Origin of the sequence: Aestuariivivens sediminis (genome assembly GCF_022662105.1) — a bacterium.
In the GTDB taxonomy this organism is placed as follows: Bacteria; Bacteroidota; Bacteroidia; order Flavobacteriales; family Flavobacteriaceae; genus Aestuariivivens; species Aestuariivivens sediminis.
In genome coordinates this window covers 853,298-880,200 of sequence record NZ_JAKMCP010000001.1, presented here as the reverse complement: position 1 = coordinate 880,200, position 26,903 = coordinate 853,298, and the positions used below count along the sequence as shown (strand labels likewise).

Annotated in this window: 18 protein-coding genes; 12 read left to right on the top strand and 6 right to left on the bottom strand. The window is 39.0% G+C overall.

All coding sequences use genetic code 11. From position 1 onward, the window contains the following. The first annotated feature begins 136 nt into the window (after positions 1-136). The 7 genes from MR054_RS03735 to MR054_RS03705 all read left to right on the top strand — a co-directional run bounded on the left by MR054_RS03735 (position 137) and on the right by MR054_RS03705 (position 12,184). A complete protein-coding gene (locus MR054_RS03735) occupies positions 137-580 on the top strand; it encodes a LexA family protein (protein ID WP_242083960.1) in 444 nt (147 codons plus the stop codon). Between the two features lie 321 nt (positions 581-901). Further along, positions 902-4,060, top strand: coding sequence for a SusC/RagA family TonB-linked outer membrane protein (locus tag MR054_RS03730; RefSeq protein WP_242156225.1), 3,159 nt, complete (start codon positions 902-904; stop codon positions 4,058-4,060). A gap of 14 nt (positions 4,061-4,074) precedes the next feature. Then, entirely contained in the window at positions 4,075-5,745 is a 1,671-nt protein-coding gene (locus tag MR054_RS03725) for a SusD/RagB family nutrient-binding outer membrane lipoprotein (protein ID WP_242156224.1), read from the top strand. A 116-nt stretch (positions 5,746-5,861) separates the two neighbouring features. Continuing rightward, entirely contained in the window at positions 5,862-9,176 is a 3,315-nt protein-coding gene (locus tag MR054_RS03720; protein WP_242156223.1) for a VCBS repeat-containing protein, read from the top strand. Between the two features lie 76 nt (positions 9,177-9,252). Continuing rightward, a complete protein-coding gene (locus MR054_RS03715) occupies positions 9,253-10,323 on the top strand; it encodes a sensor histidine kinase (protein WP_242156222.1) in 1,071 nt (356 codons plus the stop codon). A gap of 15 nt (positions 10,324-10,338) precedes the next feature. Next, positions 10,339-11,058, top strand: a complete 720-nt coding sequence (locus MR054_RS03710; RefSeq protein WP_242156221.1) for a LytR/AlgR family response regulator transcription factor — start codon at positions 10,339-10,341, stop codon at positions 11,056-11,058. A 43-nt stretch (positions 11,059-11,101) separates the two neighbouring features. Next, entirely contained in the window at positions 11,102-12,184 is a 1,083-nt protein-coding gene (locus MR054_RS03705) for an acyltransferase family protein (RefSeq protein ID WP_242083966.1), read from the top strand. 159 nt (positions 12,185-12,343) lie between these two features. Here the strand turns inward: MR054_RS03705 and MR054_RS03700 are convergent, their stop codons facing one another. The 6 genes from MR054_RS03700 to MR054_RS03675 form a co-directional block, all read right to left on the bottom strand. Continuing rightward, complete coding sequence (locus MR054_RS03700; protein WP_242083967.1) at positions 12,344-12,622, bottom strand: F0F1 ATP synthase subunit delta/epsilon; 279 nt, start codon at positions 12,620-12,622, stop codon at positions 12,344-12,346. 98 nt (positions 12,623-12,720) lie between these two features. Continuing rightward, positions 12,721-14,229, bottom strand: a complete 1,509-nt coding sequence (atpD, locus tag MR054_RS03695; protein ID WP_242083968.1) for a F0F1 ATP synthase subunit beta — start codon at positions 14,227-14,229, stop codon at positions 12,721-12,723. 165 nt (positions 14,230-14,394) lie between these two features. Beyond that, positions 14,395-17,214 (bottom strand): TonB-dependent receptor, encoded by a 2,820-nt coding sequence (locus MR054_RS03690; protein WP_242156220.1) that lies wholly within the window; start codon positions 17,212-17,214, stop codon positions 14,395-14,397. Positions 17,215-17,441: 227 nt separating this feature from the next. Beyond that, the gene (gene glmS / locus MR054_RS03685; protein ID WP_242156219.1) at positions 17,442-19,289 is read right to left on the bottom strand and encodes a glutamine--fructose-6-phosphate transaminase (isomerizing); all 1,848 of its coding nucleotides are present in this window, start codon (positions 19,287-19,289) and stop codon (positions 17,442-17,444) included. A gap of 120 nt (positions 19,290-19,409) precedes the next feature. Continuing rightward, on the bottom strand, positions 19,410-21,068 hold the full coding sequence (locus tag MR054_RS03680; RefSeq protein ID WP_242156218.1) for a BamH family beta-barrel-assembly machinery protein: 1,659 nt from the start codon (positions 21,066-21,068) through the stop codon (positions 19,410-19,412). A gap of 28 nt (positions 21,069-21,096) precedes the next feature. After that, complete coding sequence (locus tag MR054_RS03675; RefSeq protein WP_242083973.1) at positions 21,097-21,906, bottom strand: glycogen/starch synthase; 810 nt, start codon at positions 21,904-21,906, stop codon at positions 21,097-21,099. A gap of 108 nt (positions 21,907-22,014) precedes the next feature. On the opposite strand from MR054_RS03675, the gene panC reads away from it, so the two are divergent. The 5 genes from panC to radA all read left to right on the top strand — a co-directional run bounded on the left by panC (position 22,015) and on the right by radA (position 26,895). Next, positions 22,015-22,866: a pantoate--beta-alanine ligase gene (gene panC, locus MR054_RS03670; RefSeq protein WP_242156217.1), complete on the top strand. Its 852-nt coding sequence runs from the start codon at positions 22,015-22,017 to the stop codon at positions 22,864-22,866. A 13-nt stretch (positions 22,867-22,879) separates the two neighbouring features. Next, entirely contained in the window at positions 22,880-23,230 is a 351-nt protein-coding gene (gene panD / locus MR054_RS03665; RefSeq protein ID WP_242083975.1) for an aspartate 1-decarboxylase, read from the top strand. A gap of 4 nt (positions 23,231-23,234) precedes the next feature. Then, entirely contained in the window at positions 23,235-24,200 is a 966-nt protein-coding gene (locus tag MR054_RS03660) for a lysylphosphatidylglycerol synthase transmembrane domain-containing protein (RefSeq protein WP_242156216.1), read from the top strand. An 85-nt stretch (positions 24,201-24,285) separates the two neighbouring features. After that, complete coding sequence (locus tag MR054_RS03655) at positions 24,286-25,437, top strand: alpha/beta hydrolase (protein WP_242156215.1); 1,152 nt, start codon at positions 24,286-24,288, stop codon at positions 25,435-25,437. Between the two features lie 99 nt (positions 25,438-25,536). After that, on the top strand, positions 25,537-26,895 hold the full coding sequence (radA, locus tag MR054_RS03650; protein ID WP_242083978.1) for a DNA repair protein RadA: 1,359 nt from the start codon (positions 25,537-25,539) through the stop codon (positions 26,893-26,895). Positions 26,896-26,903: the final 8 nt, after the last annotated feature.

The window sequence follows — 26,903 nt, the reverse complement described above, 5'->3', positions numbered from 1 at the left end:
GGAGGATTTGGCAGGATAAGAACCGGATACCTAAATTTATGGATTTTGAAATCAAAAACACATGGTGTTCTCATTTATTTTGTTTACTTTTAATCTGAAGCGGAGCACTAATGCTCTGCCTGAGTTTCCACAAGTAATGCAGTTACATACCGCCAAGCATTTGTCTTTTTTTAATCCGGATCATGAGTCCGGATTAGGGGCCTTATTTATGGATACAGGTATTTCTGCAGGATTCCCATCACCGGTTGAAGATTTTAATGAAGGACGATTGTCTTTGGATCGTGAACTTATTAAAAATAAAGAAACCACGTTTTTTGCGCGTGTTTCCGGACAATCTATGGTTAATGCCGGACTGGATGATCATGATCTTTTGGTCATAGATCGCAGTTTGGCACCAGAGCACAATAAAATAGCCGTTTGTTTTCTCGATGGAGCGTTTACCGTTAAGCGTCTCAAGGTAGAATCGGATGGCATTTGGTTACAACCTGAAAATGACCAGTACTTACCCATCAAAATTACCGAAGAAAACCACTTTGTGATTTGGGGTATTGTTACCAATGTCATTAAACGGGTCTATTAGTTGAAATTATTTATCACATCCACAGCCTAACCCCAAACCTATTTTGATTTTAACATTTTGGAGATGGTTTTTTTACTAAATTAACAGACATCTTTTAGAATTAGTTGTTTGTGTGTAAAATGATGTTGTTTATATATTTTTTTTCTCGTGGCATCCAAAAATTAATACTTTAAATTTTTATTTCGATAAACTCAACAATTCAAATACTAACTTAAAACAATTCGTGTATGGTAAAAACCCTTTAATCCTAAATGATTCATTAAACTATAAAAGAGTTTAATACACTAATTCAAGATTAAATTAACTAATTCAAAAACAATTATGATTAAACAATTACTAAAACTCATGGTTTTTGTTTGTGCCTTAAGTATTCAAGGCGTGTTTGCGCAAACAGGAGCGACAGTAACAGGAACAATTACCGATAATAATGGGGTTCCACTATTAGGAGCTAATATTATTGAAGAAGGAACTTCAAATGGAGCTTCCACCGATTTTGATGGAAATTACAGCATTACACTTTCCGGCGATAATGCAGTTTTACAAATAACTTATGTAGGTTATGTGACCCAGGAAATAGCGGTAAATGGACAAAGTGTTGTAAATGCAACACTAGAAGAAGATGCCAGTCAATTGGATGAGGTGGTCGTAACAGCCTTAGGTATTAGTCGGGAAAGAAAATCTTTAGGTTATGCTGTGACACAATTAGATGGTGGGGATGTATCGTTGGCTAAAGAGGCCAACGTTGCCAGTTCTTTAGCCGGTAAAGTGGCTGGAGTTGTGGTGTCTAAATCGACTTCCGGTCCCGGTGGTGGGACCCGTGTGGTTATTCGAGGTAACGGTTCGCTGACCGGCAATAACCAACCACTTTATGTTGTGGATGGTATTCCGATTGATAACTCAGCTAGAGTATCTCAAGGCGCAGCAGAATTTAGCGTTCCTGATTTGGGTACAGGGATCTCTGATATCAACGCCGATGATATTGAATCCATGACGGTTTTAAAAGGACCTAATGCGGCTGCCCTTTATGGTTCGCGCGCAGCCAATGGTGTTATCCTTATAACTACCAAAAAAGGGGCTTTAAAACGTGGGTTAGGTGTAACCTATACCACAAGTGCTTTATTTGATACGCCTTTAGTCCTACCTGAATATCAAAACGAGTATGGTCGTGGTACGAACGGTAATTTCCCGGTGTTAAACGATCCTAATGCCACCTTGTACGACAATGTCATTACGGTAAGAGGTAGCAATTCCTGGGGACCACGATTTGATGGGTCTTCACATTTGGAGTTTAATGGTGAGATGCGACCTTACGAGGCCCAGCCTGATAATGTTAAGGATTTCTTCGAGACGGGAACGAGCTTTGTAAATACCATAGCCCTTAGTAACAGTAATGAGAACTCCTCAGTTCGTTTTTCCTATACCAATTCTGATATACAATCCATTTTACCGAATTCCGGAATCAAAAGACATAACTTTAATTTAAGGGGCTATGCCAAACTTTCGGATAAGATGACTTTCGATGGAAGGGTGACCTATTTTTTACAAGACGGGAGAAACAGACCCACTCAGGGAACAGAGGGTGTAGCAGCATATTTATATAATTTACCAAGAAACGTTCGAGATTCAGACTTAAGAGTATATCAGGACTTAACGAGTCCCATACATGATCATCCTGGAGCGGATGAAATTTCTCCATTTGATGTTATTGCCCCACTGGCCGGCACGGGTAACCCGTATTGGATCATGTATCAGAACCAACAGAGAGATAACAGATCGAGGATAACAGGCTTCGCCAAATTGGATTATCAATTTACAGATTGGTTGACTGCTTTTATTAGAGTTGGGCATGATGCCATAAGTCATGATACTAAAAATGTTATTCCTCAAGGATATCACTTCTTCAGGGATGGACGGATCAGTTACTCCCAGAGAGATAATACCGAAACCAATTATGACTTCTTAGTCTCTTTTAATAAGGATATCAATGAAGATTTTGATTTAAGTGCAAGTGTTGGTGGTAATGCAAGACATACTACGGATATTGGTTCTGGTTCTGCAGGTGCAGACTTTAAAATTCCCGGTAAATATTTCCTCAATAATACTGATGGTCAAAGAATAACAGCCAGTCAAGGGGATTTAATTGAGAAAAAAGTACATTCATTATATGCTCAGGCTTCTGTGTCTTATAAGGATATGGTGTATTTGGATCTTAACGGAAGAAATGACTGGTCTTCGGCTTTAGCAAAGGAAAACAGATCCTATTTCTACAGCTCACAAAGTTTGTCCTTATTATTACATAATATTTTTGATATGGGTAATGCCCCAATCGATTTTCTGAAGGTAAGAGCCAGTACGGCCAATGTGGGTAACGATACAGGGGCCCAGCAAATCGTCAATTTATTTAGTGTTGCAGGTGATGGTTATTTAGGTAATATTCAGGTTAATAGGAGTTCCATCTTATTTAGTGAAAGTTTAAAACCTGAGGATATCAGATCAACAGAGTTTGGTTTGGAGTTTAAATTATTGGGGAGTAGATTGTATGGCGATATATCTGTTTATGATATAACGACCAAGGATCTAATTTTCGATGTGCCGCTTGATCCGAATTCCGGATATTCGGCAGCAAGGACCAACGTTGGAGAGTTGTCCAATAAGGGTGTTGAGATATTACTTGGAGGAAAACCTGTACAAAATGACAACTTTAGCTGGGATATTTCGGCCAATATTTCGCATAATAACAATAAATTAGTAAGTTTGATAGAAGGGCAGGAAGTTTTCCAGTTTAGTTCGAGTAATGGGGGTATTGTAGATGTTCGAGCTCAGGTTGGTGAAGGTTATGGCGACATTTATGCCACAACTTGGAAACGTAACGATGCAGGCCAATTATTGATCACCGAAGAAGGACGGCCACAGGCAACTTCCGGACGTGAGAAATTCGGTAATTACCAACCTGATTATTCCGGTGGTATAACCAATACATTCAATTACAAGAACTGGTCGCTTAATGCGCTTGTTGATTTTAGAATTGGGGGTGAAGTATTTTCCTTTACCGATGCCGCTTTAGATGGTGCCGGTGTAACAAAAAGATCACTGCAATACAGAGAAGGTGGCGTGATAGTAGAAGGTGTTTACGATGAAGGGACTACGAATGCAGGCGCTGCCAACACTACTACTATTACAGGGCAACAATACTGGGCCGCTGTGAGTGGTATTGGTTCTGAATATGTCTTCGATCAAACGAATGTGAGATTGAGGGAATTAAGCCTCACATATCGGTTTCCAAGAAGTATTTTGGAGGATACATTTATTCAGAATGCATCGGTCAGTTTTACGGGAAGAAATCTGTTCTTCATAAGTAAGAAAACAGATAATTTTGACCCTGAGTCGAGTTATTCCACTTCTAACTTTGGTCAAGGTGTTCTATTTTATGCTTTACCAACAACAAGGAGTATTGGTTTTAGCTTAAATGTTAACTTTTAAAAAAATTGATAACTATGAGATATATTAAACTTTCGATGTTAGCCATGTTTGCATTACTGGCTATATCATGTACCGATGATTTCGATGAGATAAACACCAGCCAGACTGGGTTTACTTCAGACGAGGTGAGTGCAAAGTTCTTTTTAACGAGTGCTCAAGTAAGACTTTATGCACCGGATCGTTTTCCATATTGGCGGGCACATTTAATCCATTCGGATAGGTTTGCCGGGCATTTTACCTTTGGGCATGACAATTCATGGTGGGGCGATGATTTATGCTATAATTATAACGGGAGTTATTCGGGAGCCACATATGGTTGGATAGCTGGTCATTTCGGCCAGATTAAAGGCTTTCTTGATTTGACCAAGGAAGGCGGTGAATTTGAAAACCAATACATGTATGCCATGGCATTGATCATGAAAGGCTTGTATTTCCAGATGTATACGGATATCTATGGAATGGTTCCATTCAGTGAAGCTGGCGTGGATGGCATATTAAATCCAAAATTCGATGCTCAAATAGATGTCTATAAAGGCATTATAGCCGATCTGGAAAATGCAATGACCCTTATAGGATCTGCTGAGCGTACCGGTCTTGGTGTAGATGATGCCGGTTCCAACGATATTTATTGTGGTGGAGATCTGCAAAAGTGGAAGCGATTGGCCAACACCTTAAAGTTAAGAATAGCCATGCGTGCATTAGGAGCCGATGGGGATAATTTCGCCCAAGGGGCCATTACCAGTGCCTTAAGTGCACCGCTCTTGGATGACCAAACAGGTAGTGCAGTAATGAAAAAAGACTTTATAATTAGTGAATGGGCTTCCTCTTCCTACGGCGACATGTGGCATGACTTTGGAGTTGGTAGTGGTGCTTCCTGGACGATGGGAGCAACGCTTTTAAATACACTGAAACACAGTAATGATCCAAGATTATCCGCCTATGCTTTACCGGCACCTGGAGGTAGTTTTGCCTATACTGATGATGGTACTGATCCTAACTTTCAGGATCGCTTGAATTTCGTTATTTCTGCTTTAGATGCCTCTAGTGCTGAGTATACAATGTCGGTTGCAGGAAATGTAACCACTATAGAGGTACCGTCTGGCCAATATATTGGACAGCCCTCCAGAATAAATAGTGATACGTATCCGTTCATACGATATGAAATGTTCAGTATTCCGAGTGAAACAGTAACCCATAAAAGAGGGACTCAGGTAAATGCCTATCCGGAGATCATTTTAACCAGTGCGGAATCTTATTTCTTGCAGGCTGAGGCCGTTGTCAGAGGAATAGGATCAGGTGATGCCCAAGCTCTTTATGAGTCCGGTATTAGAGAGGCTATGAAATTATGGAATGTCTCCGGCGATGATTACATTGCCAGTGAGCCTATGGCCGATATCACTACGGGGACCATGGAAGAAAAACTTGAAAAGATTGCCATTCAAAGATGGATTGCTTCATATACTGATGGTTTTGAAGCCTGGGCTGTAGTTAGAGATACAGGATATCCTTCGGAATTAGCAGCCGGCGTATCGGATGCTGTTATTTTTGGATTAGGAGAATTAAACGGAGCCTATCCTCAACGTATGCGTTACGGAGGCGGAGCCCAGTCCAATCCGAATTACGATGCTGTACTTTCTGCACAAGGGCCTGATCTACAGGGAACCAAACTTTGGTATGCGAAATAATAAGTGTTAATAATGTGAATTTCTTAAAGAGGTTGATTGCTATATAATCAACCTCTTTTTTATACGATTTTTGAATACTTTAGATTAGGTCAATTAGTAAACAAAAAGTAAACTTCATGAAGATTTCAAGCGGATACCTTATCCTTTTGGTTGTTATTGGTTTTTGTTCCTGTAAGAAGGACTCCGGGACATTCTATTTATTTGAAGAAGTAAATAGTAAACACTCCAAAATAAACTTTAAAAATATAATTCCCGTAGATAAACTCACCAATTCGTTCATTTATGAATATGTATATAACGGAGGTGGTGTGGCCATTGGAGATGTTAATAACGATGGTTTGGATGACATCTATTTTACCTCCAATCTGGGAGATAATCATCTGTATTTAAATGAGGGTAATCTTGAATTTAAGGACATATCGGAGGTATCGCATACCAAAGGTAAAAGGGGATGGGCAACAGGGACGAGCATGGTCGATATAAATAATGATGGACTGCTGGACATTTATGTATGTCGCTCCGGACCTTATGCCAGACCTTCGATGTTAACCAATGAATTATTTATAAACACAGGAATCAATGGCGATGGGATTCCTGTTTTTAAGGAAGCGGCAAAAGACTATGGCTTAGATGATACCTCCAATTCTATTCAATCTGCTTTTATAGATTTTGACCTCGACGGTGATTTGGATATGTATCTAATGAATCATAATCCACAGACCATTTCAATAAATAATGATTCCAATTTGTTTTCTGCCTATGGGGATAAGTTCTTCGTTAATGAGGATGGCAAATATATTGACAGAACAGAAGAGGTTAAAATTTACTCCAACTCCATATCCTATGGTTTGGGGATTGCAGTATCCGACTTAAATATAGATGGCTGGCCGGACATTTATATTTCTAATGATTATGATGAACCGGATTATTTGTATATCAATCAAAAGGACGGCACATTTAAAGAGGTTATAAAAAGTGCGACCAATCACATCGCCAATTTCTCAATGGGTAATGATATTGCCGATTTCGACAATGACGGTTTCATGGATATCATGACATTGGACATGGTTTCTGAAGATAATTATGGGATGAAAACCAGTATGGCAAGTATGAATCCGGAGAAATTCAACAAAAATGTTGAAGCTGGAAAGCATTACCAATACATGTACAATGTTTTGCTTAAACACAGCACCCATATTGACAGTACGGGTGTACCATTTTTCTCCGATGTTGGTCAAATTACCGGAATTTCCAATACCGATTGGAGCTGGGCACCCTTGTTAGCGGACTTTGACAATGATGGATTGAAGGATATATTTATTACTAATGGTATAAAAAAGGATTTCAGGAATAAGGATTATTACAACATGATGAAGCAGTATAGGCATGACAATCCCGATGCCTTGACGAACGAGAAAAAAATCATGTTTCTACTGGAGGAAATGCCATCGAGGCCCCATAAAAATTATTTTTATAAAAATGAAGGAGGCCTTTCCTTTAAAAATTGTTCTGATGTATGGTTGGAGAATAATTTAAAATCATTATCTAATGGTGCTGCTTATGCCGATTTGGATAATGACGGTGATTTGGATCTTGTTGTAAATAATGTAGATGAGACGGCCTTAATTTTAAGGAATAATTCCAATGAACAACACCGTAATTATTTGGATATTGAATTTAAAGGGTTGCCCAATAATTCCAAGGGGATAGGTGTTAAAACCATTATTTATACCAACGACAAGGAACAGGTATTTGAGAACTACAGCGTTCGGGGCTATCAATCGTCCATACCCCCAAGAATTCATGTTGGTTTAGGTGATGAAACGGTAATTGATTCTATGCTAGTGATATGGCCTAATAAGAAGTATCAAAAATTCTTTAATCCTGAAATCAACAAGCGCATGCTTATAGCCTATGATGAAAAAAATATCACAAAGGCTACGGGACATCATTCTAGCCCTCAGTATTTTGTACAATCGAATGTAATGGAACAATTAGTCCATCAAGAGAATGATTATGATGATTATCAGGAACAGGTACTCTTACCGCATAAATTGTCTCAGTTTGGACCAGCCATGGCGGTTGGAGATATTAATGCTGATGGAAGGGATGATCTTTATTTTGGACAGGCATCTGGTACGGTGTCATCACTTTACACTCAAAACACAGAAGGGGGATTTGACCTGCACCAGGCATTTAATGATGACGCTCTTTTTGAAGATGTTGATGCTACGTTTTTCGATTTTGATAATGATGGCGATTTAGACCTTTTTGTGGTAAGTGGTGGAAATGAATTTCCGGCAAATGCTTTAAGTTATGCAGATAGACTCTATGAAAACAGATCAGGAAGATTTGTTAAGAGAATGGATTTGCTGCCTGAACATTTAAATTATAGTGGATCGAGAATACGTACGGCCGATTTTGATAAGGATGGTGATCTGGATATTTTTGTAGGCGGAAGGCATATACCACATGATTACCCGGCACCGGCAAGTAGCTATATTTTAAGGAACGATAAAGGTATTTTTAAGGACATTACATTGGAAAATGCCCCTGATTTAAAAGACATTGGGTTGGTTACTGATGCTGTATGGACGGATTTTGATAATGATGATGATCTCGATATTTGCGTGGTAGGAGAATGGATGGCACCAACATTTTTAGAGAATACCGATAACCATTTTCAAAAAACAACCTTAACGAAATTGGATAGTTTAACAGGATGGTATTTTTCTCTTAAAGCGATTGATCTGGACCAAGATGGTGATGACGATTATATCCTAGGTAATGTTGGAGATAATTATAAATACAAAGCAAGTTCAAGCGAACCATTTGAAGTGTATTACGATGATTTTGATGAGAATGGAAAGCGTGATATTGTTTTGAGTTACTACAATTTTGGAGAATTGTTCCCGGTGCGGGGCAAATCCTGTTCTACAGAACAAATTCCAGAAATAAAAAAAATAATTCCCACCTATGACGAATTTGGTAAATCTACAGTAGCGGATATTTATGGCAAAGAGAACCTGGAAAAAGCCTTACATCTATTATGTTACAACTTTAAAAGTGGCGTGATGAAGAATAACGGGAATGGGGATTATAGTTTTATGCCTTTTCCCGATTTGACTCAGATATCTTCAATTAATGATATTTTAACAACCGATATTGACGATGATGGGGATGAAGATATTATCATTGGAGGCAACTTATTCGTTTCAGAGATAGAAACCCCTCGAAATGATGCCGGATATGGGTTGGTTTTATTAAATGAAGGGGATTTTAGTTTTAAACCTTTAAATTCAGATAAAACTGGACTGTTTTTGCCATTCGATTTGAAGCAGTTAGAATGGATTAGCATAAATAACCAACAGTATCTAGTGTCAGGAAATAATAATAACCAATCATCTGTTTTTAGATTATTAGGTCCCTAATATCATTTGAATAAAAAGGGTTGTGAAAAAATGATAATGAATTCATAAATAGATACCAAAAATAGCCCATCCTGAAATGAGAACAATTATTAAAGGTCCTTTTTTTACACCTCTCAAGGAAAGAGTCGGAAGTACGATTCCAATTAAATATCACGTTATTTTTTGGATAGGCTATTTTACGTTTAATGTGATACGATGGGGGAGTTTCTTCAATGATTTTGCGTATTCCCTTAAAACCAATTTAGTCGAATTCCCCATACACATTATTGTTATTTATCTCAATGTGTACTATTTAATACCCAATTTATTCCTAAAGAAAAAGTATCTAAACTATATAGGGGCTATTTTTCTTATTTTAGTACTGGTCTACATTATAAGAACGTCACTTATTTTTACGGTTACTGGGGTTTTATCCCCTGAATTGGGCAGGCCGGTATCCTTTTTGGATTTCAATCACTTTATCGTCGTTGCACTGGGAGAGCTTTATGTGATTACTTTTGTTACTGCTATTAAGGTACTGGTAGATTGGAGTATAGAAAAAAAGCGCAATGAGGAACTGTCCCAATTGCAGTTAAGTACGGAATTGAAATTTTTAAGAACCCAGGTCCAACCCCATTTTTTCTTTAACACCCTTAACAACCTATACGCACTTGCGTTAAGCAAGTCCGATAGTATGCCCCGACTCCTTTTAAAATTATCGCATATGATGGAATATGTGCTCTATGAAGTACAGGATTCCAAAGCAAGTTTATTGCAAGAAATAGATCATATCAATAATTATATAGATATAGAAAACCTCAGGTTTAAGGACAGGGTGGAAACCGAAATGCATATTACGGGAGATTTAGATGACATTAAAATACCTCCATTACTGCTGATCACCTTTGTTGAAAATTGTTTTAAACATGGATTAAAGAGCAATGATAAGATTAAGATTGATATGAGTTTTGAAATAATTAATGAAAGGTACCTCGAATTTAGGATCTCGAACAATTTTAATCCTGAAACTGTAGATGAAGAGAAAAAGGGCATAGGGATTTCTAATTCATTGCGACGGCTAAAACTTTTGTTTGGAAAGGATTTTATTTTACAAACAAACGTGGATAATGGGATTTACAGCTTATTTTTGAAAATTCCGGTGAACTAAATAAAAATTAATCACGTGAAAATTACATGTGCCATTATAGACGATGAACCTTTAGCTATTCAAGTTATTGAAAGCCATTTGAAGGAATTTGATAATATAGAGGTTTCCAATACGTTTAACAACCCCCTAAAAGCATTTGAGGAGCTTCAACAGAGCCAACCAGATGTGATTTTTTTGGACATCAATATGCCTCAAATGACCGGATTTACCTTTTTGCAAAATTTGGGATATAAGCCTTTAATTGTGGTGACCACAGCTTACAGAGAGTATGCCGTTGAAAGTTTTGAACTGGATGTGACCGACTATCTGGTGAAGCCTATCCCATTTAACCGGTTTTTAAAAACCATAAATAAGGTGTATAAACTCAAGCAATCAACCAGCGGTTCGAGTGACTCTAATCTGCACCAGGAACCCCATATTTTTTTAAAAGTTAATAAAAAACTAATCAAGGTTTACTTATCGGATATTTTTTATATTGAAAGTTTAAAAGATTACATAAAAGTTATCACTAATTTAGGAGATTATGTGGTCCATAAATCATTAACGGCCATAACCGAAGAATTGCCGTCCTCCAATTTTATTCGGGTACACCGATCATTCACGGTGTCTATTAGTCAGGTGAAGGCCTTAGATGGTAATACGATTGAAATAGCAGATAAAAAAATACCTATTGGGAGGATGTACCTAAAGGAGGCCAAAGAACGTATTTTTAATATTAATGACAGTGGGGCTTAAACTTTTGGAAGCGTCCTGAAAACCTAAAAATTAAAACCAGCATATGGCACACCGAATAGAATCTGTCGATCTATTGAGAGGATTTACCATCGCAGCTATGATTTTGGTGAATACGCCGGGGACGTGGAGCCATGTTTATCCGCCCCTATTACATGCGGATTGGCATGGGTTGACGCCTACAGATTTGATTTTCCCATTCTTTTTATTCATCGTAGGGATCTCCATTCATCTGGCCTATAAAAATAAAGCCAATGAGGCCTCAACATATAAAAAAATAACCATTAGAAGTGTCAAACTTATTGGATTGGGACTTTTTTTAAGTCTGTTTTTACCCTATGCTCCTTTTATTAAGGATTTTGAAACCCTGCGGTTTTTTGGTGTTTTGCAGCGTATAGGAATTGTATTTTTTATCTCCGCCATTTTATACCTCAATTTTAACTGGAAAGCATTATTGGGTCTGAGCGTTAGCATATTAATAGGCTATTGGCTGTTGCTGGGATTTGTGCCATTGCCCAATGGCGAATGGCCAACCTTTGATCGTGCTCCCAATAACTGGGCGAATTATCTGGACCTAAACGTATTAGGAAGCCATATGTGGAAAGAAGATTACGACCCGGAAGGGATCTTAAGTACCTTTCCGGCTGTAGTGACTTGTCTTTTTGGAATTCTGGTAGGGAAAGTGCTGAGTGCCTTTAAAAGCTCTAAACTTTTACTTTTAATTTCAGGGGGCTTACTGCTAACAGGCTATATTTTTGATTTATGGTTTCCAATAAACAAGGCCCTTTGGAGCAGTAGTTTTGTTTTGGTAACCAGTGGTTGGGGAACGCTCATCCTGAGCATTATTTATTACTTAAGTGATGAAAGGAAGGTGAAATTTGGAACTATTTTTAAATACACCGGAATGAATGCGATTACCATTTACTTTTTATCCAGTTTTATCAGTAAAACCTTTTATCTAACGAAGGTTGGAGACACTAATATTCACTCTTGGTTGTATCGTCATGTGTTTGTTCATGAATTTATAAGCGATAACATGTCTTCATTGTTATATGCTTTAAGTGTGGTGGCCTTTTATTTATGTTTAGCCTATATCCTGTATAGAAGGAAGATATTTATAAAAGTGTAATAACAAAGGCCGTTAAGAAAGTCGTAAGTCTTCTTTGTCAGTTTGAGCGGTGTTGAAACCATCATTGATTTTCAACAATTAAATACAGTTCCACTGTGCTCCGCGTGACAGTACCTTTACTTTTTTAACGGCCTTTAATATCTATCCGAGTGATCGCCCTTAATCTGCAAGAACAATAACCTTGTTATCTTTCATTTCGATAGTTCCGGAGTTGATTTTCAACAGCGTAGTCCCTTTCTCCCCCTTGGTAAATTTATGTTCAACCTCTTCATCCAATTCTATATTTCCATAGATTTTTACAAGACCTTCTTTTAGCAAGGACACGATAGGGGCGTGGTCCTTTAACATTTGGAATTCACCATTAACCCCGGGGACGGCAACACTGGTTACTTCTCCGCTGAATAAGGTCGCCTCTGGGGATACAATTTCTAAATACATATGGTTTTAAAATTTCAATATTAAACGTCTAAATTCCTTCAAGGGGACTTTAGGGAATATGGAATTTAATGTTTTGGAATTTATCTGTCTTTTATGGACTAGGCCTCCGCCAGCATTTTTTCACCAGCTTCAATGGCATCTTCAATGGTTCCCTTGAGGTTAAATGCGGCTTCCGGCAAGTGGTCTAACTCACCATCCATAATCATATTAAAGCCTTTAATGGTATCCTTAATGTCTACCAAAACCCCTGGGATACCGGTAAACTGCTCCGCAACATGGAAAGGCTGTGACAAGAAACGTTGTACACGTCTTGCGCGACCTACCGCTAATTTATCATCTTCAGAAAGCTCTTCCATACCAAGAATGGCAATGATATCCTGTAATTCTTTATAGCGTTGTAGCAACTCTTTGACACGTTGGGCACAGTTATAATGGTCTGCTCCTAAAATATCAGCAGTTAAAATTCTTGAGGTGGAATCCAAAGGATCCACAGCAGGGTATATTCCTAACTCCGCAATTTTACGAGATAATACGGTTGTGGCATCCAGGTGTGCAAAGGTTGTTGCAGGAGCCGGGTCTGTTAAGTCATCCGCAGGCACATAAACGGCTTGCACGGAGGTAATGGATCCTTTTTTAGTTGAGGTAATGCGTTCTTGCATGGCACCCATTTCGGTAGCTAATGTGGGTTGGTATCCTACCGCAGAAGGCATTCGCCCGAGTAGTGCAGATACTTCCGATCCTGCCTGGGTAAAACGGAAAATGTTATCGACGAAGAATAACACATCTTTTCCTTGACCGTCACCGGCACCATCTCGGAAATACTCGGCAATGGTTAAACCCGATAAGGCCACACGAGCACGTGCTCCTGGAGGTTCGTTCATCTGTCCGAATACGAATGTGGCTTTAGACTCCTTCATTTTAGCCTTATCCACTTTAGACAGATCCCATCCGCCTTCTTCCATGGAGTGCATAAATGCATCCCCATAACGGATAATCCCAGATTCCAGCATCTCTCTTAACAGGTCATTTCCCTCACGGGTTCGTTCTCCCACACCGGCAAATACCGATAATCCACCATGTCCTTTGGCAATATTGTTGATCAACTCCTGAATTAATACCGTTTTACCTACCCCTGCACCACCAAATAATCCAATTTTACCCCCTTTGGCATAAGGTTCAATGAGGTCGATCACTTTAATACCGGTAAACAACACTTCTGTTGATGTGGATAAGTCTTCAAACTTAGGGGCTTGTCTGTGAATGGGTAATCCGGCTTCTCCAGCTTTGGGCAAGTCACCGAGACCGTCAATGGCATCGCCAATAACATTAAATAAACGTCCATAAATATTTTCTCCAACAGGCATTTGAATTGGTGCTCCTGTAGCCGTTACTTCAGTTCCTCGGCTCAATCCATCAGATGAATCCATGGCAATCGTTCTAACAGAATCTTCACCAATATGCGATTGTACCTCTAACACCAATACAGAACCATCAGGTCTATGTATTTCTAATGAATCATAAATTTTTGGAAGTTCTGAACCAGCAGCGAATTCAACATCGATAACCGGACCTACTATCTGTGCAACTTTACCTGTAACTTTAGACATTACTTTTTATGTTTTTGTTAAGCTATTTAATTGATTGAAAACCCTTTCCGTTTTCGCGCTGCAAAGATATAGTTTTTAATTTAAAATAAAAGTTGTTTTTTTCATTTTTGACAAGAAAAAAGCGCCTTGTAGATCAAGGCGCTTTTATTTCGTTTACAAATTATTTTACAGGTTATTTATGGTCCAGGAAACGAAATACATCGAACCGATAAAACCGGTACCAAAAGCGGTGGTATATTCATCCCCCATGAGATTTGTAGCACCCAATTTAAAGATGGATTTTAAACTTGGGATGGTCAAATTGATTTGCGCATCTAAAACATGATAGGCAGGTACGGCACCATTACCAAAAGTGGCTTCCCAGAAGTAATCGTCACTCCAACGCCAGGCTACATTGAATCCAAAGTTTTTAAATAAGGCCGTATTTCCAAAAGAAGCCTTAACTCTATGTTCCGGCGTATTAAAATTGGTTGTAAAATCCGGATATTTTTCCTGGTCAAATTCTAATTTGGCAAAGGTATAGCTACCGCTTAAATCATAATTCCCAAAGATCTTGGTTGAAATGCCTAACGAAGCCCCATAGGAACTCACATCGGCTGGTGAGTTGGTGTATGTACTGTATATCACGTAATCGCCGTTGGCAATGGCCAAGGTAGATAGTGGTAAACCGACACCAGGTACTGGTGTAGTGTCGGTTACATCGCCGTATAAAGGAGACACCACAGCAGGTTGGGTTAAAAAGTCCTTATAGGTGTTATAATAAGCACTAAAATCAATGGTAACCGGATACATCTTGCCACGATACCCGACTTCATAAGTGGTGATTTGCTCCGGTTTTACGATGTCCGGATTAGCAACCTCTAAAACGCTTGGATCGCCGGTGTCGGCCAAAGCAAAAACAGAACTCACCGTATATGAATTCTCATAGGCGGCCCTTCCGGTTTGGGTAATGCTGCCGGGCTGTCCAACAACTTGTTGGGCAAAGGCACTTGTCGTGTAATTAGCAGAGTACCGATCTAAATTGTCCGGAGCTGATCCTATTAATCGCGCTAATCCGGAATCCAACCCGATAAATAAATCCTGGGTGGTTGGATTTCTAAATCCGGTTTGCACGGAGGCCCTTACATTGTGGTTTTCATTTATAGTTAATCCCGCGGAAAACCGAGGAGAAAAGAAGCCATTAAAAAATTCGGATTTGTCGTAACGGACGGACCCCGTTAATTTTAAATTTAATGTTTCATCCAGATCAAAGTTCTTTTGAATTTGAGTGTACAGTCCATATTCCGAATAGTCTATGGTGTCGTCATAATCGGTATAGATGGTTCCTGATGAATTCAAACTGTATTGTCTGAAGGAACCCCCAACCTGCACTTCGGCAACATCCCATAAATGGCTGAAATTGTAATTGGCATCGCCATGATAATATTTGGACTGGTCCTGGAATTTAGATCCTGTAATATAATTTGGATCCGTGATACTCCTGTTGAATGCCGCTGTGTATTCAGGACTTCCGGGTTCATATCTGCCGGTATCTGCAAAATCACGCGCATCTTGATGTATGATACCTGGGTTAGGCGTACCGCCCATCCCCAATGTGGTCAAAAAAGTTCCAATATAATAAGTTGCATAATCTTCATACCAATCCTCAAGTGGTTTCCAGGCGTTATTAATTTTACTCGCGGTGTTGGTCATGTCGTACGAATCTCCCGCCTTATCTGTTACAATATACCCTCTTACAAAGAAATTGTTGTTTCTGATTTCCAGTTTATGCTGCTGCTGGAAAAAGCCATCAATATAGTAGCGATTCGATCCTTGATAAATGGTAGAACCTGTACCCACCTTACCGACATATTGAATTTCGAAATCATTTCCCCATGGGCGATAGTATAATCCCCAATCGGCTTTAACACTTTCCGCATTATAATCGGTCAAATCTCTTTCGTTATACCCCGTTCTGGTTATGGCCTGTTGCCCCATTAATTGTGTGTCGGGGGGTAAAAGGCCTAACCCAATGGCAATGTTGTCGAAATTTAAAGAAACCGCTAATTCATCACCATAAAGATTTATGCCGTCGTAGTCAGGGTTGGCTCGAGTATATCCTCTGGCCAGTTTGTCTTCTTCACTGGTGGCCATCCAGTCGGTTCCTTTTATATATCCAAAATTCACTTTAGCGGCAAATTTGTCGGAAAACTTATGGGCTATTCTAAGGCCAAAGTCTGTGTATGTATTATCTCCGGCCGATTCCTGGGACGTAATACCTTGCTTGTAATGGCTACTGATTCCGGAATGGTCGAAAGGACTTTTACTTCTCATAAATAAAATCCCGTTAAAGGCATTGGCACCATATAGGGCCGAGGAAGCCCCGGGTAACAATTCAACACTCTGGACATCGGTTTCTATCATTCCCACCAAATTTCCTATGGGGAAATTTAATGCGGGTGTGGAGTTGTCCATACCGTCCACCAATTGCATAAAGCGGTTGTTGGCAAAGGTCGCAAATCCTCTGGTATTTACCGATTTAAAAGTTAAACTGTTGGTATTGACATCAACCCCTTTGAGGTTTTCCAATCCGTCATAAAAATCAACAGCAGTAGTAGTTTTAATATCCTTAATACCTAAACGTTCAACCGTAACAGGAGATTCGAAAATACGTTCTGGGGTTCTGGAAGCAGAAATGACGATTTCGTCCAGCGATGTGCCCTCTACAAGCACTATATTCAAAACCTGGTTGTTAGCTGTAACTTCAACAGTCACTGTTTCAAATCCCACACTACTTGCTTGTATGGTAAATGGTGGGGTTTGACTGTATGTCAGGGTAAAATCACCATTGAAATCGGTCACGGTCCCCGAAGAGGTTCCTAATACAAGAATATTGGCTCCGGGAATTGGCAGTCCACTGTCATCGACTACAGTACCCGTAATTGTAGTTTGGGAGGTTGCTATTGCACTAAAAAACAAAATTAAGAAGGGAAGAATTGCTTTCATAGAGATGTATTTAAAAGTCATAAGAAGACCATTTAGTTTTTAAAAATAAATAAAAATTATGCATGCATAGTAAAAAGTATTAAAAAAGACCCCAATTAATTTGATAATACCTTAATAAGGTGAGATATTTTCTTATAAATTTACAAATTTTTCTGATTCAAAGTTTATTATTTTTTCCTTCAAACTATCCGAAATAATAGTTTAAAGATAATTCCGGACAGATCTTATTATTCTACCGTAACCGATTTTGCCAGATTTCTGGGTTGATCTACGTTTTTACCCAGCAGTACAGCGATATGATAGGATAAGAGTTGGAGTGGCACGGTGGTAATGAGTGGTGACAGCACTTCTGAACTTTCGGGGACTTCAATAATGTGATCGGCCAGGGCTCTCACTTGGGTATCACCTTGTGTGACTACGGCTATGATTTTGCCCTTGCGGGATTTAATTTCCTGGATATTGCTCACTACTTTTTCATAATGGCCCTTTTTGGTTGCAATGACCACCACAGGCATATTTTCGTCTATTAAGGCTATCGGACCATGTTTCATTTCGGCAGCGGGATACCCTTCGGCATGGATATAGGAAATTTCCTTTAATTTCAGAGCCCCTTCAAGGGCGACCGGGAAGTTGTATCCTCGCCCCAGATACAAACAATTACGGGAGTCTTTATAGGTATTTGCAATCATTTTGATATGGGCGTCCGATTGTAAGGCCAATTCCACCTTCTGTGGAATGAGATCCAGTTCGATAAGCAGTTGTCTGAAATGTGAATCTGAAATACTGCCCTTGGCTTTTGCCAAACGCAGTGCCATAAGGGTCAATACGGTTATTTGGGTGGTAAATGCCTTGGTCGAAGCCACTCCAATTTCCGGACCCGCATGGGTATAGGCTCCGGTGTGCGTTTCTCTGGCTATTGAGGAACCTACCACATTACATACCCCATATACAAAAGCCCCTTTAGATTTGGCCAATTTTATAGCCGCCAGGGTATCGGCCGTTTCACCGGATTGGGATATGGCAATGACCACATCTTTTTCGGTAATAATGGGATTACGGTATCTAAACTCCGAAGCATATTCTACTTCGACGGGTATTCTGGCAATATCTTCAAAAATATATTCGGCTACCAGTCCTGCATGCCATGATGTGCCACAGGCAACTATAATAACCCTGTTGGCGTTAAGAAGCTTTTCGAGATGGTCTTCTATGCTGGACATTTTAATCAAACCTTGTTCCTTGTTAAGGCGTCCGCGATAGGTGTCTTTTATGGCCCTCGGCTGTTCATGGATTTCTTTCAACATAAAATGGTCGAAACCCCCTTTTTCAATGTGCTCCAGACTCATTTGAAGCCTTTGGATATAGGGGTCTACCAATGAATCATCCTTAATTTTTCTAACTTTAATGTCTTTATGTAATCTGATGATGGCCATTTCTTCATCTTCCAGATAAATGGCGTTTTTCGTGTACTCCAGAAATGGTGAAGCATCACTGGCAATAAAGTATTCGTTTTGACCAATTCCTACCGCTAGAGGGCTGCCCAAACGGGCAATCACTATTTCGTCCGGCTGGGTTCTGTCAAATACCGCTATAGCATAAGCGCCTACAACCTGGTTCAATGCAATTTGTACCGCTTTGCCGAGTTTAAGGTTTTCTTTTTGTTTGACATCTTCAATAAGATTAATGAGAACCTCGGTATCCGTTTCTGATGTAAAGGAGTAACCTCGTGAAACTAATTCCAGCTTGAGGGATCCATAATTCTCAATAATACCGTTATGGATGATGACCAAATTACCGGAATTGGAAAGGTGGGGATGGGAATTTATATCATTAGGAATCCCATGTGTGGCCCATCGGGTGTGCCCAATGCCCATATGACCCACTGGATCTGTATTATGAAGCACTTGCTGTTCCAAATCGGCGACCTTCCCCTTGGTTTTGGATACATTTAAAGTTTTGCCGTCCAAAAGAGCAATTCCCGCACTATCGTAACCACGGTATTCCAAACGTTTCAGGCCCTCAATAATTATGGGGTAAGCTTCTCGGTTTCCTAAATATCCTACAATGCCACACATAAGTCATACATTTTAATAGCCTAAACAAATATGCAAAAATAATATTAACTACATGCTGAACCGGTCTTCAAAATAATGAGTGATGAGGGTTACCAAAAATGGTTTGAAACCCATTTTAGGTTAGTCGGGTTCAGAATAATAGAGTTCTAGTTTTAATTTGCTATCGCTGGTTGTGTTGTTTCCGAATAAAACCGTTCCCCGTGAGGTTAATAGTGTCGCTGCAGGAACTCTGGACACATCATCGGTGCTGTTTAAGAGATTGACATTGTTGGTATAGTTCACATTGTTGGATATAACCAGTCCTAATTGCGTGTTGGTAGAATCTCTATATATCAGATTTTTAATATGTTCGGTAATCCGAATTTTATACCCGATGGTAAGGGGATTTGTTGATAAGGTGTCTCTTAAGCCAAGATGGACGAGTTTTGAAAAAGCCGGTGAGGTGCTATTTTCGGAAGGGTCGAAATCATAATCAAGGATTTTGGTATTATTTTTTATATCATACGTATAAAGCCTGTCGTAGTTGTGGTCCTCTCCACTCGTTAGGGATTGGTCTTCGACAAGAACCAAATGTGCTTCGTTTATAAGTTTGGTTGGATTGTTTTCTGCATCGAGAAATACATTCCTCAAATCAACCAGGGCGTCTGGCACGTCTTCACCATAAGTATATGCATTGCCAAATAAATCGATAACGGCCATGGATCCTGCGGTCCCTTTTAAATAGAGTTTTTGATCCCCCTCAGTACTGTTGCCGTCTACCAATGGTTCCGGTGCAGTACTGTAATCATTCGTTAAGGTGTTTAGCTTGATGCCGGAAAAATTAAAGGCATAGGTAGACTGTACTCTACTATTACTATCGGAAGTCGAATCCTTTGAATAATAAATCGTAATGGTGGCACCTGTGGAATTTAAACCTAATAGAATCATATTGCCATCCCCGGAAATGGCTTCTGCTTTTATATATAGCCCTCTGAAATAATTTTTGAAATTATTGTCGTTACTGAGTTCACTGCTACCCTCTACATCCAATATATTTGTTTTCCAAAAAGCTTCGTCCAATTTCACCCTTAAAGCTGGAGCAGCATAGTTAAGACTGGCCTCATCTCCTTCACCGGTTTTTGTGATTATCGGATTATTACTGGGAAAAAAGTCAGGATTACTATATATTAATTCGCCTTTATAGGCATCAAAATTGACCTCACCATTTTCTGTCACAATGAAGTTTTCCGCCATATTCGGTGTGTTTTCGGCGAACGAGTAATAATTCTGTGCTTCCTGATTTTGGGAATTCGGATTAAAACTCCTTAAAAAGTAATTGTTTTTGTAAATGGAGAGTACTATTTTACTGTTTTCATCACCATATAAAGAATCTTGCTTATTCATGACGTAGGTCGCATTGCCATCATCGTCCACACCATCCTGCCTGCTGAAGTAGGGGATGTTCAGTATAACCGAGTCGATAACAGGATTGTCGCCAAAATCGGGATTAAAGGAAGTTGGCGTAATTTGAGTCACAATACTTGCCGTGGTCAATCCAAAAATGGGGTCATTGTACACGCCCAACAGATTTGAGTTTAGACCATTCACTTGAATTTTGCTTAACTTTTTATTGTATGCACGAACACTTTCAATGCTGAGCTTGGCCGTATTGAAATTTGCATTAGATTTACCCAAAACATCACTGTCTATGGAATTAAAATCTTTGTCGCAGGCAATAAAAGTAGCTAGCATTAATGCAAAAATAAGTAAGGGCTTCAGGGCTTTAATGATCTTCTTCATAGGGATTGTCTAATGAATTTATAGGGGTTCAGCTTAATACTTCGGCGTTAAAAAAGTTAGTATATGCCTCACCAAATTCATCTTTAGATTTGTATTCTAAAACTGGTTTTTTGGAGTCTGTTAAGTAAGTTTCTAAAGTTTCTGGAATGGTTTCAGAACCGATGATTAAGGCATCTGAATAGTCTATGGCCACCTTCATTAGATTGTTATAGGTCGGTTCTTCAAGTGGTTTAATGGCCTCGTCATTGATATTGTCAAATTTAATTTTATTATACATATCCTTGTTTAACGTGTCATTAAAACTTTGATTGTAAATTGACGTGACTATTTTGCTGTCATTAAATAAAGGCTCATCCTTATAGTATTCTTTTAGATATAGTGGTAAAAGAGATGCCAGCCAGCCGTGAACATGAATGACATCCGGAGACCAATTTAATTTTTTCACGGTTTCAATAACACCTTTGGCAAAGAAAATGGCACGCTCATCATTATCGGAAAACAATTGCCCGTCTTCATCGGTTAAGGTCGCCTTTCTTTTGAAATATTCGTCATTATCAATAAAATAAACTTGAATACGTTCTTTAGGAATTGAGGCTACTTTAATGATAAGAGGCATATCTAAATCGTTGATCACCAAATTTATTCCAGAAAGTCTTATAACCTCATGTAATTGATGCCTTCTTTCATTTATATTTCCATATCTCGGCATAAAAATTCGAATCTGGCCTCCTTGCTGGTTCACTAATCTGGGAGCTTCGAATGACATTGAAGAAATTTCAGTTTCTGGTAAATAAGGCACTACTTCAGATGATACATACAATATCCTCTTATCTTTCATAAATAGATTGCTTTTGAAGATTCAAAATAAAAAACACGCAAAATTACAAAAATTTATGCAGATTGACTGTAAAATCTTAAGTTTGCACGCGTTAATTTTTTATTAAAGGTGCAGGTTTATAAAGAACAAAAACAAATTAAAGCTGAATTGGAATCCTTTAGGGGCGAACATCTTTCCATTGGTTTTGTGCCAACCATGGGGGCATTGCACGAAGGGCATTTGGCCCTGGTGAAAGAAGCGTTAAATCAAAACGACAAGGTTGTTGTTAGTATTTTTGTCAATCCCACGCAATTCAATAATGCGATTGATTTAGAAAAATACCCGAGGACATTACAGGATGATGTTGCCTTGCTTCAAACCCTTGGAGAAGACCGGGTTGTGGTATATGCCCCAACAGTAGAAGATATTTATGGAGGACACATCGAGTCCCAACAATTCGATTTTGATGGTTTGGAGCAGGAAATGGAAGGTAAATTCAGACCGGGTCATTTTAATGGTGTTGGTACTGTGGTGAAACGGCTTTTTGAAATTGTTGCCCCTCATAAGGCTTATTTTGGGAAAAAGGATTTTCAGCAATTGGCCATTATAAAAAGGCTGGTTCATAAATATGATATTCCTGTTCAGATTATAGGCTGCAAAATTCAACGCGAGCCCAATGGATTGGCCATGAGCTCCCGGAATGCACGGTTAACTTCGGAACAGAAAAAGGCAGCCTCTTTCATTTATCAAACCTTAACGACTGCAAAGGCGCAATTTGTTACAAAAAGTGCCGATGAGGTTACCAAATGGGTTGAACAACAGTTTTCTGCTCACGAGTTTTTCGAACTGGAGTATTTTAATATTGCCGACCAAGACACCTTAAAACCGATACAGAGGAAAACGAGGCAAAAATCATATAGAGCCTTTATTGCCGTATATGCAGATGATATCAGACTTATTGATAATATCGGACTAAATTAATTATCTTTGCGACATGCAAATTCAAGTAGTAAAATCTAAGATTCATAGGGTAAAATGTACTGGTGCAGACCTCAATTACATAGGGAGTATAACTATTGATGAGGATTTAATGGATGCTGCCAATATTATTCAAGGAGAAAAGGTTCAGATCGTGAATAACGATAACGGAGAACGTCTTGAAACCTATTGTATCCCCGGTCCCCGTAAAACTGGTGAAATTACCCTCAATGGAGCTGCTGCCAGAAAAGTTTCTGTGGGTGACACACTCATATTAATTACCTATGCCTTTATGGATATAGAAGAAGCAAAAGGGTTCAAACCTTCATTAGTTTTCCCGGATGAAGCAACCAATCTATTAAAATAGACTTTTGAATACCAAGAGAAAAAAAGTTTTAAAAATCCTAATTCCACTTTTATTGGCTATTGGTTTTGGGTGGTATATGTTTTCAAAAATACCAATTTCTAATATCATTCCTTATTTTAAGACCGCTAATTATTGGTGGGTGGCTTTGGGCGTTTTCTTTGGGGTTTTAAGCCATTTGTCACGAGCCTATCGCTGGCAATTTCAGTTGGAACCCATGGGGTACCATATCAGACTTCCCAATAGTATTATGGCGGTTTTCATTACCTATATTACGAATTATGGCATACCAAGATCCGGAGAAGTTTTAAGAGCCATTGTATTATCTAATTATGAAGGGGTCCCGTTTGAAAAAGGATTTGGAACCATAGTCGCCGAGCGTATTGCCGATATGTTGGTCATGTTGGGAATCATTATCTTGACGCTATGCCTTCAATTTGATTTCATTTATGGGTTTTTAATTGAGAAGTTTGACCCGAAGCAAGTAATATTGGCCATGGTATCATTGGGGGTATTACTGTTATTTTTTTTGTGGGTTGTAAAAAGAGGGCACTCCAAATTTGCGTTAAAAATAAAGGCCTTCGTCAATGGTCTGATAGAAGGTTCACTAAGCATATTTAAAATGAAAAAAAAATGGGCTTATATCTTTCATACCCTGTTTATTTGGGCCATGTATGTCCTCATGTTTTATGTGACCGCTTTTGCTATAGATGGTTTAGAAAACATTTCATTTTCTGCAGCCATTATAGCTTTTATCGCTGGTAGTTTTACCATCGCCGCGACCAATGGAGGTTTGTTTTTCTATCCTGCTGCCGTATTGGGAGCCTTGTTACTTTTTGATCTGCCTAAAGATCCAAGTTATGCCTTTGGATGGATTATTTGGTCATCGCAAACCTTTATGATTTTTGTTTTGGGGGTCTTATCCTTTATGATTCTGCCTATTTACAATAGAAAAAGGGCACAAAAGCAATAGTGGGACCTTTGCTTTTTGGATCTTAAGTCAAAAATCCGAAATACTTTTATTAACTTGCTCAGGTCAATCTCAAATCAGTTATACAATGCAGCGCTCAATCATTTATGTTTTGCTACTTTTTTTTGGGTTTAACATCCTCAACGCCCAGGTCATTTACGAAACCCTAGAATCATCCAGACTGGGAGAATCCCGTCAGCTTAAAATACAATTACCACGAGGATATAATAGTAATAAAGATAAAGCCTATCCCATTGTTATTGTTTTGGATGGCGATTATTTGTTTGAAGCTGTAGCGGGCAATGTCGATTATTATTCCTATTGGGAAGATATGCCGGAAGCGATAGTGGTGGGAGTGAACCAAATGGATAAACGCTATGAGGATTGCATGTACTCTGAACAAAATTCGTTACCCATTGATACCGGTGCTGCTTTTTTTGAGTTTGTAGGCATGGAACTGATGCCTTATATTGAAAACAAGTACCGAACTGTTAATTTTCGTGTGGCCATCGGCCATGGTGAAACAGCAAATTTTATAAATTACTACCTGCTAAAGCCGGAACCATTATTTCAGGCCTATGTGGTGATTAGCCCAGAATTGGCGCCGAATATGTTGGAGTATGTCCCGGAACGTTTGGCTAAACTGGAATCCAAATTGTTTTATTATTTGGCGAACACCAATAATGATTCCAAGTCCATAAGGGATATGACGCAGGCCTTGAATACGAGCATTAAGACTACAGATAACCCGAATGTGTTCTATAAATATGATACGTTTGAGGACCCATCACATTATTCGGTTCCGGCACATGCCATTCCTCGGGCTTTGGAAAGCATCTTTTTTGTGTTTCAGCCCATATCTAAAAGGGAATACCAAGACACCATTTTAAAGTTGGAAGAGTCCCCGGTGGCCTATCTTCAGGAGAAATACCAAACGATATACGATTTATTTGCCATTGAAAAGCAAATTCTGATCAATGACTTCAAGGCAATTGCTGCGGCTATCGAGAAAAATGAAGATTTTAAGTATTATGAGGAGTTGGGTAAAATGGCTCGGGACCACTATCCGAAAACATTGTTGGGGAACTATTATTTAGCAAGATTTTACGAAGAGACGGGTGAACCCAAAAAGGCAATGCGAACCTATCAATCAGCATATATTTTAGATGAAATAGCCGGTCTCACCAAAGATTTGATGTTGGAAAAGGCCGATTTAATAAAACAGGATTTTGGGTATTAAACAAATCATTTTTTGAATGAGGTTAAAGCCTTATTGTTTATGGGTTTTAGCAAATAAAAGAAATGACAACCAACTCCCGGTTAACAACCAACTAACCCTATGGCAAAGGTAAAAACGGCTTTTTTTTGTCAGAACTGTGGCAATCAATATGCCAAATGGCAAGGGCAATGCAATGCCTGTAAGGCATGGAATACCATTGTTGAAGAACTTATCCAAAAACCGGAAAAAGGGGATTGGAAATCCCCGACATCTGTTGAAAAACGAACGACTACACCATTACATATTAATGATATTGATACTTCCAAAGAGCCACGTCTGGATACCTTCGATGCTGAGTTCAATCGTGTTTTAGGAGGAGGTATTGTGGCGGGATCGTTAATCTTATTGGGAGGTGAACCCGGTATTGGTAAGAGTACCTTGCTGCTTCAAGTAGCCTTAAAATTGCCCTATAAAACCTTATATGTATCAGGGGAGGAAAGTCAGAAGCAAATAAAAATGCGCGCAGAACGTATTAACTCCGATAAGACGCATTGTTACATTTTAACAGAGACCAAAACTCAAAATATCTTTAAGCAAATTGAAGCCTTAGACCCTGATATTGTGGTTATTGATTCTATTCAAACCTTGCACAGTGATTATATAGAATCATCGTCGGGGAGTATTTCACAAATTAAACAATGCACAACTGAACTTATAAAATTTGCCAAAGAAACGGCAACACCTGTTCTTTTAATAGGTCATATTACTAAAGACGGGACGATTGCAGGCCCTAAGATTCTGGAGCATATGGTCGATACGGTTCTCCAGTTTGAGGGCGACCGTAATCATGTTTTTAGAATTTTAAGAGCCCATAAAAATCGTTTTGGATCAACCAATGAATTGGGGATTTATGAAATGCAGGGTTCAGGATTGCGTGAAGTATCCAATCCATCGGAGGTATTGATTTCCCAAAAGGATGAAGAATTATCCGGTAATGCCATTGCCGCTACATTAGAGGGGTTACGTCCCTTGATGATTGAAGTTCAGGCCTTGGTAAGTACGGCGGTTTACGGAACACCACAGCGCAGCACCACAGGTTTCCATGCCAAGCGGTTAAACATGTTGTTGGCTGTATTAGAGAAACGGGCAGGTTTCCGTTTGGGAGCAAAAGATGTGTTTCTAAATATAACCGGAGGTATAACAGTTGATGATCCGGCCATAGATTTGGCCGTAGTTGCTGCAATTTTATCTTCTAATGAAGACGTCCCCCTTCAAAAAAATATTTGTTTTGCCGCTGAGGTGGGTCTATCCGGAGAAATCCGTCCCGTACAACGTGTGGAACAACGCATACTTGAGGCCGAAAAATTAGGGTTTTCAAGCATTTTTGTTTCGAAATTCAATAAAATTTCATTGAAGCCTGCAGGGATTAAAATCATGTTAGTTTCAAAGATTGAAGATGTAGTGGATTTTATAGTTTAAATTAGGGC

Bases quoted from the DNA above. Each gene is read 5' to 3' on its own strand.
- MR054_RS03735 (WP_242083960.1), top strand. From the start codon at position 137: ATGCAGTTACATACCGCCAAGCATTTGTCTTTTTTTAATCCGGATCAT.
- MR054_RS03730 (WP_242156225.1), top strand. From the start codon at position 902: ATGATTAAACAATTACTAAAACTCATGGTTTTTGTTTGTGCCTTAAGT.
- MR054_RS03725 (WP_242156224.1), top strand. From the start codon at position 4,075: ATGAGATATATTAAACTTTCGATGTTAGCCATGTTTGCATTACTGGCT.
- MR054_RS03720 (WP_242156223.1), top strand. From the start codon at position 5,862: ATGAAGATTTCAAGCGGATACCTTATCCTTTTGGTTGTTATTGGTTTT.
- MR054_RS03715 (WP_242156222.1), top strand. From the start codon at position 9,253: ATGAGAACAATTATTAAAGGTCCTTTTTTTACACCTCTCAAGGAAAGA.
- MR054_RS03705 (WP_242083966.1), top strand. From the start codon at position 11,102: ATGGCACACCGAATAGAATCTGTCGATCTATTGAGAGGATTTACCATC.
- MR054_RS03700 (WP_242083967.1), bottom strand. From the start codon at position 12,622: ATGTATTTAGAAATTGTATCCCCAGAGGCGACCTTATTCAGCGGAGAA.
- atpD (WP_242083968.1), bottom strand. From the start codon at position 14,229: ATGTCTAAAGTTACAGGTAAAGTTGCACAGATAGTAGGTCCGGTTATC.
- MR054_RS03690 (WP_242156220.1), bottom strand. From the start codon at position 17,214: ATGAAAGCAATTCTTCCCTTCTTAATTTTGTTTTTTAGTGCAATAGCA.
- glmS (WP_242156219.1), bottom strand. From the start codon at position 19,289: ATGTGTGGCATTGTAGGATATTTAGGAAACCGAGAAGCTTACCCCATA.
- MR054_RS03680 (WP_242156218.1), bottom strand. From the start codon at position 21,068: ATGAAGAAGATCATTAAAGCCCTGAAGCCCTTACTTATTTTTGCATTA.
- MR054_RS03675 (WP_242083973.1), bottom strand. From the start codon at position 21,906: ATGAAAGATAAGAGGATATTGTATGTATCATCTGAAGTAGTGCCTTAT.
- panD (WP_242083975.1), top strand. From the start codon at position 22,880: ATGCAAATTCAAGTAGTAAAATCTAAGATTCATAGGGTAAAATGTACT.
- MR054_RS03655 (WP_242156215.1), top strand. From the start codon at position 24,286: ATGCAGCGCTCAATCATTTATGTTTTGCTACTTTTTTTTGGGTTTAAC.
- radA (WP_242083978.1), top strand. From the start codon at position 25,537: ATGGCAAAGGTAAAAACGGCTTTTTTTTGTCAGAACTGTGGCAATCAA.